We start from the raw sequence: 13,475 nt of genomic DNA, 5'->3' as shown, positions 1-13,475 counted from the left end.
GGAAGTATTTCCTGGGAAATAAACGGTTTCTGCTCCATGCTTAAAGTTAAAAAAACCGCCGAAGTGTATGCTCACTTTGGCGGTTTGTTCTATTATACAGAAAAGTATGCCTGAATTTTTTCCGGCTCAAGAATGTTTCCAACATAAAAGGCTCCAAAATCGCCGTAACGGGCAGAGACTTCGTCAAAACGCATTTCGTATACGAGTTTTTTAAACTGCAGGGCGTCGTGAGCAAATAAAGTGACTCCCCATTCCCAGTCATCAAGGCCGGTGGACCCGGTGATAATCTGTTTTACCTTTCCGGCGTACTGACGGCCGGTCATGCCATGTGCTTTCATTAATTCGCGGCGTTTATCAATCGGAAGCGAATACCAGTTGTCTTCGCCTTCGCGCTTTTTATCCATTGGATAAAAGCAGAAATGCTCCCATTTTGGCAGGATAGGGTAAATGCGGCCGCGGATCCATGGATTATCGAGAGGATCGCTTCCGTCTTCCGGCGGCATATAGTTTCCAAGCTCTACGATGGAAACGTAGGAGTAGGCAGGAGTTGTGTAAGCCGCCAGTCCGGACTTATCGAAAGCAAGTTCAATATCGTGAATCTCTTTCATGCTTTCACGGAGCACCATGATAACAAAATCGGCTTTTTGGCCGACGATCGTGTATAAAGCATGGCTGCCCTGTTCAGCCTCTTCCACCTGCTGAAATTCTTCAATCATGCGATGGAATTCGTTAACCATCTGGTCGCGCTCTTCGCTCGGCACCTGCTTCCATGCATGCCAGTTAAAGTGGCGGAAGTCATGCAGGCAATACCAGCCGTCCAGTGTTTTAGAAGCTTCGCTCATCATGATTACCTCCTTCATCTAAACCTTCCGTTGCCCACTATACCACAGTACACAAGCGTCCAAAACGAATATGATTGAGCAATTTGTGAAACGTGGATGGTCGTTGTCGAAAAACGTTTATCCCTTCTTCGTCAGGAATTAGGGGGGCAAAAGTGTGAAAATTTACAAATCATTGAATTTATTCGTCCCGGTTTATTTTTCCTGACAGAAGGAGTATGCTAATGTATGAAAACAGTGCGGCTATTTTCACAATGAATAGACGAAGGCCCTCTGCAGGTGCTTCGCTTATTCGCGGAAAAACTACTACAATGAAACCAACACGATATACACTTGTTTACAATATTTTGAGGAGGAATTTTGTTGAGCGATCTTTTCGCGTCCATCTATGATCAGGTGAAAAAAGAACATCCTTCCATCGTACTGCCGGAAGGCGATGATGACCGTGTCGTCCAGGCAGCCTCACGTCTCGGGGAAGAAAATGTGATTATCCCTATTCTTATCGGAGACGAACAGGAAATTGAAGCCAGGGCGCAGAGGTTAGGTGTCCCCCTCGAGAACGTTACTATCTTCAACCCAAAAACGTATGAAAAAATGGATGAGCTTGTAGCCGCTTTTGTCTCCCGCCGAAAAGGGAAAGAGACAGAGCGGACGGCCAAAGAAAAGCTGACGGATGTCAATTACTTCGGCACAATGCTTGTATATATGGATTTTGCAGACGGGCTTGTCAGTGGTGCAGCTCACTCTACCGGCGACACCGTGCGGCCGGCGCTTCAAATTATTAAAACAAAGCCCGGTATCCAAAAAACGTCTGGTGTATTTATTATGGTGAAAGAGGATCAGAAGTTCGTATTTGCGGATTGTGCCATTAATATATCTCCAAGTGCTGATGAATTAGCAGAAATTGCCATTTCCACTGCGGAAACGGCAAAATCATTCGATATCGATCCAAAAGTAGCGATGCTCAGCTTCTCTACAAAGGGTTCGGCTGCTTCCATGGAAACGCAGAAGGTATCCGAAGCGACAAGAACCGCCCAACAAACCCGCCCGGATCTCGTCATTGACGGAGAGTTCCAGTTTGATGCTGCGTTTGTGCCGGCGGTAGCACAAAAGAAAGCCCCGGATTCACCGCTTCGCGGCGAGGCGAATATATTTATCTTCCCAAGTCTGGAGTCCGGAAACCTTGGCTATAAGATCGCCCAGCGCCTCGGCGGCTACGATGCTATCGGACCGATTCTTCAGGGCCTGAATAAGCCGGTGAATGATCTCTCAAGAGGGTGCAGCATAGACGATGTGTACAAGCTTTCCCTTATTACGGCCAAGCAGGCTATCACCGAACGCGAAGCAGTAGCGAATAAAGAATCATAAATGAAAAAGACCTTTCGGAGAATTCATCCGAAAGGTCTTTTTTGTGCTACTGCCGTGTGTCGTGCGTCTGTGTTTCTGGTACAGCTGCGGTGTCAAAATTATCTGCAAGCTTTTGCAGTCCATCCTGCAGTGCGCTGCCGCGAACCGGCATGCCATGGCCGGTGATTGCAGCGGCTGGCTCGAGCTGGTTTAATTTTTCAACAGAGCTTTTAGCATCGACCCAGTCCATTGTTAAATATTTCGGAGGGCCGTGGATTTCAAGCTTTTGGGTCGTAACACGGGAAAGGGATTCCTGTTTTACAGTAACAAAAGCATCACCGGCAATGAGCGTCCGGTCGTGTTCACGGAACAGGGAAATGTGCCCGGGCGTGTGTCCGGGAGTGTGCAGCCATTTCCATTCGCCGAGCTCGGGGACAGAACCGTCGGACGGAAGCGGCTGCACGAAATCTCCCAGGTTGACCGGCTCGTTTGGAAACCGTGGCGACATCTTCGCGACGAGTCCGCGGTCTACAGAGCTGTCCGCCTTTGGATATGCTTTCTTTCCGGTCAGATAAGGCATTTCCTCCGGGTGGGCGTAAACGGGAACATTCCATTTTTTAACGAGCTCGACCACTGTACCCACATGATCAAAATGACCGTGCGTGAGTATGATGGCGTTTGGTTTATTGTTTGTGCCGTATAAATCCTCGACAGCCTGAATCACCTTATCCGAGGATTTAGGCATGCCGGTATCAACCAGCACCCAGTTGTTATTATTATCATGCTGTTCGATGGTACAGATATTAACGATTTTATTTGTATAAGCATGAACCCCCCGGGCTACGGTATGCTCTTTGCCGCTTTTTACCGAGGTCATCGGCAGGTACTTGTCCGCCATTGGATTATACAGCTCTTCGTTCGTTTCTTCGCTCATCATTTTCCTCCTTCAAAAATAAGCATGTATGACACGTATTTCCGTGCCCTTGATAATTAAAACCAGAAAAAAGACGGACACTCCGAGGAGCGCCCGTCTAAAAAGCTTTTACGATTTGGAGGATAATCCTCCGCGAAGATCTTTTTCGATATCTTCGAGACTGCGTCCTTTGGTTTCCGGAATAAACCGCAGTACGAATAAGAAGGCAAGCACGCCCATGAAAGCGAAGATAACGAAAACCCAATTGATGCCTATGGCTCCTAATAAAATCGGGAACGTTAAGGAAACAATTAAGTTAGCCAGAGACAGTACGAGCGTTGTAATGCCGGTAGCTGCACCGCGGGCTTTCATTGGGAAGAGCTCTGGAAGCATAACCCATACGACCGGCCCCCATGTGGCGGAGAAGAACATAATAAATACGCCAAGGAAAACCACGATCAGCCAGGCAACGAAGGTAGTGAGTTCGACGCTGAATAGAATTATGGAAAGCACTGCGAGACTGCTGACCATACCAACGTTTCCGATCAGAAGCAGCTTTTTCCGTCCCAGTTTGTCGATCGTTGCGATCGCTACGAGAGTCATTAACACGTTTACTGTACCGATACCGACTGTACCAAGAATTGAAGCGGCGTTACCGAGTCCTGCTTCCGTGAAAATAGTCGGTGCATAATAAATAACGGAGTTTATACCAATCAGCTGCTGAAAGGCAGCGAGCAGACAGCCGACTATCAGCATTGGCCGCAGCCATTTTGCCTTTAGGAGATCGCCGGTGCCTTCTTCAATATTTTCAATTTCCTTCATTTGTTTCATTTCATCTTCGATTTCTGACTGGTCGCGTGTTAAGCCCATGATATTCCGGGCTTCCTGTTCGCGGTTCCGTTTGATCAGCCAACGCGGGCTTTCAGGCATAAAGATTACACCAATCATAAGCAGAATCGCCGGCACGGATGCGAGCCCGACCATCCAACGCCAACCTTCAATCGGAGTGAAGGCATAGTTGACGATGTAGGCAAGCAGAATACCAAGAGTGATCATCAGCTGGTTTAAAGACGAGAGAGCGCCGCGCTGACTGGTTGGAGCCATTTCCGAGAGGTACACCGGCACAAGCGCCGTTGACCCCCCGACTGCAAGGCCGAGAATAACACGGCCGGTAATAAGTACACCTGCGTTTGGAGAAAATGCAAGAGTCAAAGAGCCAATTAAGTAAACGAGAGCGATTACAAATACGACCCGTCTTCGGCCAAATTTATCCGATACATAGCCGCTAAGTCCGGCACCAACAATAGCCCCTGCGAGCAGCGAGCTGACGACGACACCCTGCAGTAAGCTTGAAAGAGGAATGTCCTGATCAATGAAAATGAGAGCTCCGGATATAACACCGGTTTCATAACCGTACAATAAGCCGCCAAGGGCTCCAAAAAAGTATATCCAGCTCTTGCTTAAGCCGTTAGACATAGTATACCCACCTTTATTTTTTGTCCTGAGAGAATTCTTCCACGTTTGAGAGCATCCCAAACATTTCCATTCAATAAAATCATAAGAAAACAGCCGCAAACAATACCTGTTTTGGGCTGTGTAAGGTTTTCCTATGAGTGTGGCCGGGTCGCCTTTTTGTTTCTTGCAAGTACCCTGTCGTAGAAATGGGCAAAACGGGACTGTTCGTCCTCTGTAAGCTGATCCTCATATACAGAAGCACCCAGGCGCTCAGCCGTCTGCTGGATCCGCCGGTTGATATCCTGAATGGAAAAGGCGGTGCCATACAGCTCTTCGAGAGAAGTCATCACAGAAGGAACAACAGCCGGCCAGGTGACCCTTTTGTCTGCCTGATCAGCGGCGGCACGCTCGTAGAACTCCCGTAAAACCTCTGCACGGGCAGCTCCGCTCCGGGTAACGGCCAGATAAATCTGCACCGCTACCCCGCCTCTGATACGGCGCTGCGAAATTCCGGCAAATTTTTTCCCGTCGATGCTTAAATCGTAGGACCCCGGACAGTAGGAGCCAACGATTTCATAGGCATCAATGTACCCTGGACTGTCGTCAAATACCTCCTGAATAAATGACCACATCCATTCATAGCCGGCATGAATAGAAGTCCGTCGTTCTTCTTTAAAAATGAGGGAGAGATTATAAATTCCTTCATCAAGCACGACAGCAAGGCCGCCGGAATTGCGTACAATAACTTCGTATCCCTGCTCCCGGAGGTATTCAAGCCCGTCGGCCGCAGCGGGCAGCCGGGTATCCTGAATACCGAGGACCACGGTGGGAGCATGAACCCAGGCACGCATCACAGAAGGGGAAGAACCCTCTCCCAGACTCACACAGAAATTATCATCAAAGGCAAAGGATTGCAATGGATCCATATTAATTCCTGTGACTGAATGATCGATCCACCGCCATTCCTTATTGGCAAAAATATCTTTCATTTCCATTTTATGTACCCCGATTCTATTCATTTTCATTTTGACCGGTCTTATTATAACACTGCTATTTCCGTGTAAGATATTACACGCTACTAAATAATAGAAGAAACCAGGATTTTTCCTTTCCAAACAGAATAATGAACAGTATAATTACGGTATCTGCCTGAGAGAGTTTTTAAGTGGAGGGGCCCGAAAAACAACATAGAGAGAATATTCATAATATTTATATTTGAAAAGGGGGACCTTAACATGAACAAGAAATTGACGATTTGGATTTTAATTGCGCTTGTTGCAGGTGTAATCGCCGGTATTATTTTGAGCTTTGGGCCGGACAGCGTCTATAACCCGCTGGATACATACGTGCTATATCCTGTTGGCGAAATTTTCCTTAATTTAATTACGATGCTCGTAGTACCGATTGTGTTCGTTTCGATTACGCTAGGGGCAGCGGCTTTGAACCCGAGAGATCTCGGACGGATCGGCGGTAAGACGATTGTGTTTTACCTTGCAACTACGGCGATTGCCCTCACCATCGGCGTGATTGTTGCTTATGTACTTCAGCCGGGAGCCGGCGGGGACTTTGACATTCAAAACGCCAGCTATAACGCAGAAGAAGCGCCTTCCATTACAGAGACCCTGCTCGGAATTATTCCGGACAATCCGGTACAGGCAATGGCGGAAGCAAACATGCTCCAAATTATTGCTTTTGGTATTTTCATCGGGATTTCTCTGGCGATGCTCGGAGAGAAAGTATCGATGGTGAAAAAGTTTTTTGAACAATTAAATGACATCCTTATGTTTTTGGTTACGATTGTAATGTACACAGCTCCTTTCGGTGCATTTGCGCTGATTGCTTCAGCTATTGGAGAAGCGGGACTGGACGGCCTTCAATCCATTCTAATGTACGCGTTAGCAGTTATTATCGCTCTTATTTTGCAGGCAGCTATTGTGTACACCCTTGCGATCTCTTTAATCGGCAAGGGGAACCCGCTCACCTTCTTTAAAGAATTCTTTCCAGCGATGGCTGTTGCCTTTAGTTTATCGAGCTCGAGTGGGACGCTGCCGATTTCGATGAGGATGGCCCAGGAACGGCTGAAGGTAAGCAAACCGGTATCAAGCTTTGTTCAGCCGCTTGGTTCGACGATCAACATGGACGGTACCGGCATTATGCAGTCCGTGGCGGCGGTGTTTATTGCGCAGGCGTACAGCATCGATCTTTCCTTTACCCAGGTGATCGTCATTATCCTGACGGCAACTCTGGCAAGCATCGGTACTGCCGGTGTTCCAGGCGTGGGACTGATTATGCTTTCGCTCGTACTTACCCAGGTCGGGCTGCCAGTAGAAGGTATTGCTCTGATTATCGGTATCGACCGTCTGCTTGATATGCTCCGGACTTCCCTCAACGTGACAGGCGACGCCGTGTGTGCGTTTGTAATTGACCGTTCAGAGAAACGAAAACGTGGAGAAGAAGTAGAGCATATGGGAAAAGAATGATTTTAAAAGTACCGGCGGCATATGCTGCCGGTATTTTTTATGGCTGCTTTTTTTGCTAAGCCAGGAAAGAACTTGCTATAATAATAGTATTGAAATATACGATCAGCGGGCCCGCTGAAACAGAGACGGAAAGGAACGCAATGACCATGCCGGTTGGAAATAAGAAGCTTCCAGAAGAAAAAGTATTTAAGGACCCGGTCCACCGCTACATTCATATCAGCGATGAACTCATATGGGATCTGGTGGGAACAAAAGAATTTCAACGGCTGCGCCGCGTCCGCCAGCTTGGAACGACGTTTCTGACGTTTCACGGAGCGGAGCATACCCGCTTTAACCATTCCCTGGGCGTGTATGAAATCATGCGCAGGATTATCGAGGTGTTTGAAGGCCGTCCGCACTGGAATGGGGACGAAGGACTGCTTTGCCTGAGTGCGGCGCTTCTTCATGATATCGGCCACGGGCCGTTTTCCCATTCGTTTGAAAAAGTGTTTAACACGGACCACGAAGAATGGACGCGCCATATTATTCTGGGAGATACTGAAGTAAACACCGTGCTCCGCCGGATGGGCGGGGATTTTCCTCAGCAGGTCGCAGATGTAATTGAAAAAACCCATCCGAATAAGCTGATTGTCAGTATGATCAGCAGCCAGATTGATGCGGACCGGATGGATTATCTGCAGCGGGATGCCTTTTATACCGGGGTCAGCTACGGTCATTTTGATATGGAGCGTATACTCCGGGTCATGAGGCCGACCGAAGATCAGGTGGTTATTAAGGCAACGGGCATGCATGCGGTCGAGGATTATATTATGAGCCGGTACCAGATGTACTGGCAGGTGTATTTCCATCCGGTAACAAGAAGTGCGGAAGTGATACTGACAAAAATCCTGCAGCGCGTCAAAGATCTTAAAAACGAGGATTATCCGTTTAAATACCCTCCGCACCATTTTGAAAGCTTTTTCCGTGGGGCCATTACGCTTGAGGATTATCTGGACCTCGACGAATCGGTCGTTATGTATTATTTTTTGATGTGGCAGAAGGAAGAAGATACAATTCTGCAGGATCTGTGCCGCCGCTTCATGAACAGGCGTCTGTTTAAATATGTGGAATTCGACCAGCACTTTATGATGAATGAATGGCTGCGCCTGCAGCAGCTGTTTGCAGATCTTGGGGTGGATCCTGCATATTATTTGGTCGTCGATTCTTCGTCGGATCTGCCGTATGATTTCTACCGGCCCGGCGAGGAAGAGGACCGGGTGCCTATTCATCTTTTGATGCCGGACCGCCGTCTCCGCGAATTGTCGAGAGAGTCGGATGTGGTAGAGGCGATTTCGGGTAAAAAGCGGACCGACCATAAATTATACTATCCGTCAGAAATTCTCGAGGAGCCCGGGCAGGAAGATACAAAGCAGCAGATTAAGGACATCCTTCATTTAAAATTGGGCAAAGTAGAACGGTGATTCCGCCGTCCTTCCGGGTGAAGCCGGAAGATACATAAAGAAAGCAGCAGAAAGGGAGGGGGAGCGGCATTATGCTACCGGATCACGCTAAGATTATGGCTCTGCTTGAGGATACCAGAGAAGTTGTTGGACGAAAAAAACTGCAGAAAATCGTATACATTGGAAAAAAGCTGAACCTTCCATTTCAGGAAAAATATACGTTCCGTATGTACGGTCCCTATTCAGAGGAGTTGACGCTCCGGCTCGAAGAACTGTGCGGCCTCGGCCTTATTACCGAGTGCAAAGAAACAAAATCCGGCTACTATCAGTACCGGTATGAGCTTTCCGAAGACGGAACTTCGTTTCTGGAGAAATTTCCGCTCGACTGGCCAACGGAGCGGGCAAAGCCTGTTCTTCAAAGTCTAAACAGCCAGAGCGCCCGGTTTTTAGAGCTTGTTTCCACCATGCTTTATTTTGATCATCTGTCCAAAGAAGCGGTGGAATCCCGGGTGGCCGAGCTGAAAAAAAGCCAGAATTACCGCCCGGAAGAATTCGAAGAAGGCTGGGAATATATCGAATCGTTGCAGAATCAGTAAGAAAACAGGTACGATAAGAATAAGGAACGATTAAAGGAGGAGCTTTTTACGAATGAGTGAATTCAGTAAAGATAATAATAAAGGCGCTGAAAAGAAACGCGGCAGCCAGTTCAATATTTTAAGCGGGGACGCTACGAAAGGGGACGGTGGCTTTAACGCCGGCGCCCTCAGTCTGGACAATGTAACCCCCGTTTTCATCGATCCGGCCGAAGACGCGGCATTTATTGACATGGGAGCACTGCACGCCAGATCCGAACCGGAAAAACGGGTGAAGTTCGGCCCGGATAAAAGCAGCGTTCCGGACGGCAAGCTGTACTGGCTCGTATGGGTATCGACGGAGCAGGGAGAAAACGGTGCGTTCTACGCCGGTCTTGGTGCCTGCGAAATGCTCGTGGACAAAAAAGCCCGCCGTGCGTACAAAAGTATGCCGGAGCATGTGAACAATCTGGATAAAGCAATTAAAGGCCGCATAGCCATTGCGCACATGGATGAGCATTCCCGCTACATTCTGCAGGAATATTTAAAAGCATTTAACCAGGACATGTGGAACAATTCGACAGAAGAGCTGTATGAGGCCTTCCGCGGAGCAGCGGAGCAATAAAAAACAGGGGCGTGCGGGAAATTTTCCCGCACGTTTCGTCTGTGAAAAGAGGAGGAACGGCTATGGAAACGTGGTTTACAGAAAAACAAACGGAGCATTTCGGCATTACTGCACGCGTTACGAAAACGCTGCATTCCGAGCAGACCGATTTCCAGCAGCTCGACGTAGTGGAAACGGCAGAGTTCGGGAACATGCTGCTGCTGGATGGCATGGTTATGACAACAGAAAAGGATGAGTTCGTCTATCATGAAATGATGGCCCACGTGCCGCTTGCAGCGCATCCCGAACCAAAGCATGTGCTGGTTGTCGGCGGCGGCGACGGCGGCGTTATCCGGGAAGTACTGAAGCACCCTTCGGTAGAGGCGGCCACGCTTGTGGAAATCGACGGCCGGGTGGTGAAGTATTCAAAAAAATACCTGCCTTCCATCGCCGGGGCGCTTGATGATCCGCGGGTGGACGTGCAGGTGGCCGATGGGTTTATGCATATCGCGGAAAGTGAAGCCGCGTATGACGTAATTATGGTGGACTCCACGGAGCCGGTCGGTCCGGCGGTGAAGCTGTTTGAAAAAGGCTTTTACGAAGGCATCCACCGGGCATTAAAGGAGGACGGCATCTTTGTCGCCCAGACGGACAATCCGTGGTTTCACGCGGACCTGCTTCGGACCGTATACAATGACGTAAAGGAAATATTTACCCATACCGATGTATATACTGCAAATATCCCTACGTATCCGAGCGGTCTGTGGACGTTTACCATCGGTTCGAAGCAGTACAGGCCCAAGGAGGTTCACCGCCACAGGGCAGAAGCACTGGATACTCATTACTATACGGCAGATATCCATGAGGCTGCGTTCGTGCTTCCGGCTTTTGTGCAGCGGGGCCTTGAACAGGAGGAGAAGTGACAATGGACGCCTTTGATCCGGCTTATACAGGAAAGGTATTTATCGGGAGCTCTGCTTCCTATGAGGACAGCAGCGTGGTATTGTACGGCATGCCGATGGACTGGACGGTCAGCTTCCGTCCGGGCTCCCGCTTTGGCCCCAACCGGATCCGGGAGACCTCTATCGGTCTCGAGGAATACAGTCCCTATCTGGACAGGCATTTAGAGGATTATTCGTATCATGATGCAGGGGATATGATGCTTCCGTTCGGGAATCCGGCCAAAAGCATAGAGATTATTCAGGAGACGGCATCGCGTTTGTTTGCGGATGGCAAATTTCCTCTGGGGATAGGCGGAGAACATCTTGTGACCTGGCCGATTATGCAGGCGGCCTATGAGCATGATCCGTCCGTTGCCTTCATCCATATTGACGCGCACACGGACCTGCGCGAAGACTATGAAGGAGAGCCTCTCTCCCATGCAACTCCGGTACGGAAGATCTGTGAAAGAATAGGACCGGAAAACGTGTATTCCTACGGAGTGCGCTCCGGGGAAAAGGAAGAGTTCGACTACGCCCGCACGTCCGGCATGCACTTCTCCCCGTTTGAAGTGGCGGAGCCGCTGCGGAGGGATTTAAAAGAGCTTCATGGACGCTCGGTATACGTATCGATTGATATCGACGTTTTAGATCCGGCGTACGCTCCGGGCACAGGCACGGCGGAAGCTGGCGGCATAACGTCAAAGGAGCTGCTGGAAGCCATTCACGCGATTGCCGCCTCGGAGGTTAACGTGATCGGGGCCGATATTGTAGAAATTTCACCGCCGTATGACAGCGGCGATCAGACGGCGATTGCGGCCGGAAAATGTATTCGGGAGATGCTTCTTGGCTGGACGAAATAGAAGCTGAAGCCATCAAAAAGACCGGAAAGCCTCAAAAGGTTTTCCGGCCTTTTATTTACGTCAGACGAACGGGAAGCTCCGTGAGGCCGCGCATGAGCATGCCGGGCCGCCATTCCAATTCAGCAGGAGAGGCATCCAGCTGGAGATCGGGGAAGCGTTCGAGCAGCGTATTCACAGCGACTTCAGTTTCAACTCTGGCAAGCGGTGCTCCGAGACAGAAGTGCATGCCTTTGCCAAAAGCAAGATGCTTGCTCTGTCCGCGGGTGATGTCGAAAACGTCGGGATCTTCAAATGCTTCCGGATCGCGGTTAGCCGCATCGAGCGCGACGAGTACATGGTCTCCCAAGTTTATCGTTTTTCCCTGGAACTCGAGTGTTTCAGCGGCCCAGCGGTCGGTGCTGAATTCCACCGGTCCCTCGAAGCGGAGCATTTCTTCAATGGCCGGGCGGATGCGCTCGGGCTGTTGCTGTAACGTGCGCATCTGCTCCGGGTGAGTCATCAAAGCAAACAGGCCGTTTGCAATGAGGTTTACCGTCGTTTCATGACCGGCGATAATGAGCAGCGAAACGACGCCGTAAAGCTCCTGCTCGGATAGACGGTCACCTTCCTCTTCTGCCTGGATGAGCTTACTCACCATATCATCCTCCGGCTGCTCCCGCCTGGTGGCTATCCAATCCCGGAGATAGGCGGTGAATTCCTCCGTGTGCTGCTGAATTTTTTCGGCTTTTCCGGGGTCATTGGAGGCTTCGACGAGCGTATTGGACCAGGTACGGAATTTATCTCTGTCCTCGCTTGGCACGCCGAGCATTTCGCAGATAACAATGATGGGAAGCGGAAAGGCGAAATCATCGATAATATCAATTCGGGAGCGGTCCTGCATATCATCGATCAGCTCATTTGCAATCTCTGTAATCCTGCCCCGGAGCTCTTCGATCATTTTCGGTGTAAACGCCTGCTGAACGAGTCCGCGCAGCCGTTTATGATCCGGGGGATCCGCAAAAAGCATATTTTGGGAAAAAATATTTTTCTGTGCTTCGGCACGCTCTTCTTCATTTAAAAATACAGTGAAATCCTTAATGAAGCGAGTGTCCTTCAGTACCGCAACAGCATCCTCGTAGCGGGTGACGATCCAGGCGTAATGGCCATCGGGCATTAAGGCCTGATGCACCGGATCGTGCTGCTGTAGAGAGTGAAAGGCGGGGTACGGGTTCTGGTTAAAGGCGTGGGTGAATAAGCCGGCATCGTTGCTGCTGAACTCATTATTCATGGTAATCGGCTCCTTTATAGTAGGCTTGACAAGGAAGTACCCGTACATTTTAAGAAACGGGGACAGGTTAATGATATTCCCGTTTTTCCGAAAGCGTCATCATTGTTGTTTGAAGAAGAAACAATTAGAATGTAGGAAAATCCATCCCTTGCGGAGGTATAGCGAAATATGATCTATCATGAATGGAATCGTAAATGGAACGAACTCGAATGCCACCGTCTATACCGCAACGATGATTTAGAAAAGGATAAATACGGATATATTGCCTGGGAGCGGGAGCTGCCGTTTTTTAAAAGCTACCGCAGCCGAGCGTTTTATGTTGTTGATACGCCCCGCTATATTGAACAGCGGGCTGCCGCGGAAGAACAAAAAGCAAAAGCACTCACGCGTCGTTTTCCGGAAAAATTCCGGGAGCAGAAGGAGGCAGCCGACCGTCTCATCCGGTCAGATTACCGGCTGCTGCTTTACCGTCGCCTGTATGAAGGCAGGGTGCCGTACGTATTAATGTCCACGCGGCAGATGGATGCATGGCTGCAGAAGGAAGAAGCATATCAGCTGCAGCTGACAACGCTTAGTACCGAAGAGGGGCCGCTTCAGAGCCTTTCTTTTTTAAAAAAGCAGATGGGGGACAAAAACTACCATAAATGGTTCGCACAGCGCCGAAAGGAATGGGAAAAAACAAAGAAGCAGGACGCCATGGATCTGCTCTCCCTCTCTCCATACCGGTCGCGCCAGCGGGAAGAAAAGAAAATATAGCA

Annotated in this window: 13 protein-coding genes; 8 read left to right on the top strand and 5 right to left on the bottom strand. The window is 49.4% G+C overall.

Going from position 1 to position 13,475, the window contains the following annotated elements; genetic code table 11:
• Positions 1-92: 92 nt before the first annotated feature.
• Positions 93-842 carry a hydrogen peroxide-dependent heme synthase gene (gene hemQ, locus Q0757_RS09370; protein ID WP_298786614.1) on the bottom strand — a complete coding sequence of 250 codons (750 nt, stop codon included), beginning with the start codon at positions 840-842 and terminating at the stop codon, positions 93-95.
• A 360-nt stretch (positions 843-1,202) separates the two neighbouring features.
• Between hemQ and pta the strand changes: the two genes are divergently transcribed.
• On the top strand, positions 1,203-2,207 hold the full coding sequence (gene pta, locus Q0757_RS09365; RefSeq protein ID WP_298786612.1) for a phosphate acetyltransferase: 1,005 nt from the start codon (positions 1,203-1,205) through the stop codon (positions 2,205-2,207).
• A gap of 46 nt (positions 2,208-2,253) precedes the next feature.
• Here the strand turns inward: pta and Q0757_RS09360 are convergent, their stop codons facing one another.
• From Q0757_RS09360 to Q0757_RS09350, 3 genes are all read right to left on the bottom strand, one after another.
• Positions 2,254-3,120 carry an MBL fold metallo-hydrolase gene (locus Q0757_RS09360; RefSeq protein WP_298786610.1) on the bottom strand — a complete coding sequence of 289 codons (867 nt, stop codon included), beginning with the start codon at positions 3,118-3,120 and terminating at the stop codon, positions 2,254-2,256.
• Positions 3,121-3,228: 108 nt separating this feature from the next.
• On the bottom strand, positions 3,229-4,575 hold the full coding sequence (locus Q0757_RS09355) for a sugar porter family MFS transporter (RefSeq protein WP_298786609.1): 1,347 nt from the start codon (positions 4,573-4,575) through the stop codon (positions 3,229-3,231).
• A 131-nt stretch (positions 4,576-4,706) separates the two neighbouring features.
• Positions 4,707-5,579 carry a lipoate--protein ligase family protein gene (locus tag Q0757_RS09350; protein WP_298786607.1) on the bottom strand — a complete coding sequence of 291 codons (873 nt, stop codon included), beginning with the start codon at positions 5,577-5,579 and terminating at the stop codon, positions 4,707-4,709.
• Positions 5,580-5,789: 210 nt separating this feature from the next.
• Between Q0757_RS09350 and Q0757_RS09345 the strand changes: the two genes are divergently transcribed.
• The 6 genes from Q0757_RS09345 to speB all read left to right on the top strand — a co-directional run bounded on the left by Q0757_RS09345 (position 5,790) and on the right by speB (position 11,450).
• Positions 5,790-7,034, top strand: coding sequence for a dicarboxylate/amino acid:cation symporter (locus tag Q0757_RS09345; protein ID WP_298786605.1), 1,245 nt, complete (start codon positions 5,790-5,792; stop codon positions 7,032-7,034).
• Between the two features lie 146 nt (positions 7,035-7,180).
• The gene (locus tag Q0757_RS09340) at positions 7,181-8,494 is read left to right on the top strand and encodes an HD domain-containing protein (RefSeq protein ID WP_298787020.1); all 1,314 of its coding nucleotides are present in this window, start codon (positions 7,181-7,183) and stop codon (positions 8,492-8,494) included.
• Positions 8,495-8,565: 71 nt separating this feature from the next.
• Positions 8,566-9,069: a YwgA family protein gene (locus Q0757_RS09335; RefSeq protein ID WP_298786603.1), complete on the top strand. Its 504-nt coding sequence runs from the start codon at positions 8,566-8,568 to the stop codon at positions 9,067-9,069.
• 52 nt (positions 9,070-9,121) lie between these two features.
• Positions 9,122-9,670 carry a YwhD family protein gene (locus Q0757_RS09330; protein ID WP_298786601.1) on the top strand — a complete coding sequence of 183 codons (549 nt, stop codon included), beginning with the start codon at positions 9,122-9,124 and terminating at the stop codon, positions 9,668-9,670.
• Positions 9,671-9,732: 62 nt separating this feature from the next.
• Positions 9,733-10,572 carry a polyamine aminopropyltransferase gene (speE, locus tag Q0757_RS09325; protein ID WP_298786599.1) on the top strand — a complete coding sequence of 280 codons (840 nt, stop codon included), beginning with the start codon at positions 9,733-9,735 and terminating at the stop codon, positions 10,570-10,572.
• A gap of 2 nt (positions 10,573-10,574) precedes the next feature.
• Complete coding sequence (speB, locus tag Q0757_RS09320) at positions 10,575-11,450, top strand: agmatinase (RefSeq protein ID WP_298786597.1); 876 nt, start codon at positions 10,575-10,577, stop codon at positions 11,448-11,450.
• 55 nt (positions 11,451-11,505) lie between these two features.
• On the opposite strand, the gene Q0757_RS09315 is transcribed toward speB, so the two are convergent.
• On the bottom strand, positions 11,506-12,717 hold the full coding sequence (locus Q0757_RS09315; protein ID WP_298786595.1) for a cytochrome P450: 1,212 nt from the start codon (positions 12,715-12,717) through the stop codon (positions 11,506-11,508).
• A 168-nt stretch (positions 12,718-12,885) separates the two neighbouring features.
• On the opposite strand from Q0757_RS09315, the gene Q0757_RS09310 reads away from it, so the two are divergent.
• Complete coding sequence (locus tag Q0757_RS09310; protein ID WP_298786593.1) at positions 12,886-13,473, top strand: hypothetical protein; 588 nt, start codon at positions 12,886-12,888, stop codon at positions 13,471-13,473.
• The last annotated feature ends 2 nt before the right edge of the window (positions 13,474-13,475 follow it).

The organism is uncultured Marinococcus sp. (assembly GCF_947493875.1).
Classification (GTDB): domain Bacteria; phylum Bacillota; class Bacilli; order Bacillales; family Marinococcaceae; genus Marinococcus.
The sequence above is the reverse complement of the archived record's forward strand: the minus strand, read 5'-3'. Positions and strand labels throughout refer to the sequence as shown.

Excerpts from the sequence above, each read along its gene's own strand:
- Q0757_RS09310 (WP_298786593.1), top strand. The coding sequence starts at position 12,886 with ATGATCTATCATGAATGGAATCGTAAATGGAACGAACTCGAATGCCAC.
- Q0757_RS09350 (WP_298786607.1), bottom strand. The coding sequence starts at position 5,579 with ATGAAAATGAATAGAATCGGGGTACATAAAATGGAAATGAAAGATATT.
- speE (WP_298786599.1), top strand. The coding sequence starts at position 9,733 with ATGGAAACGTGGTTTACAGAAAAACAAACGGAGCATTTCGGCATTACT.
- Q0757_RS09355 (WP_298786609.1), bottom strand. The coding sequence starts at position 4,575 with ATGTCTAACGGCTTAAGCAAGAGCTGGATATACTTTTTTGGAGCCCTT.
- hemQ (WP_298786614.1), bottom strand. The coding sequence starts at position 842 with ATGAGCGAAGCTTCTAAAACACTGGACGGCTGGTATTGCCTGCATGAC.
- Q0757_RS09340 (WP_298787020.1), top strand. The coding sequence starts at position 7,181 with ATGCCGGTTGGAAATAAGAAGCTTCCAGAAGAAAAAGTATTTAAGGAC.
- Q0757_RS09315 (WP_298786595.1), bottom strand. The coding sequence starts at position 12,717 with ATGAATAATGAGTTCAGCAGCAACGATGCCGGCTTATTCACCCACGCC.
- Q0757_RS09330 (WP_298786601.1), top strand. The coding sequence starts at position 9,122 with ATGAGTGAATTCAGTAAAGATAATAATAAAGGCGCTGAAAAGAAACGC.
- Q0757_RS09345 (WP_298786605.1), top strand. The coding sequence starts at position 5,790 with ATGAACAAGAAATTGACGATTTGGATTTTAATTGCGCTTGTTGCAGGT.
- Q0757_RS09335 (WP_298786603.1), top strand. The coding sequence starts at position 8,566 with ATGCTACCGGATCACGCTAAGATTATGGCTCTGCTTGAGGATACCAGA.
- speB (WP_298786597.1), top strand. The coding sequence starts at position 10,575 with ATGGACGCCTTTGATCCGGCTTATACAGGAAAGGTATTTATCGGGAGC.
- Q0757_RS09360 (WP_298786610.1), bottom strand. The coding sequence starts at position 3,120 with ATGAGCGAAGAAACGAACGAAGAGCTGTATAATCCAATGGCGGACAAG.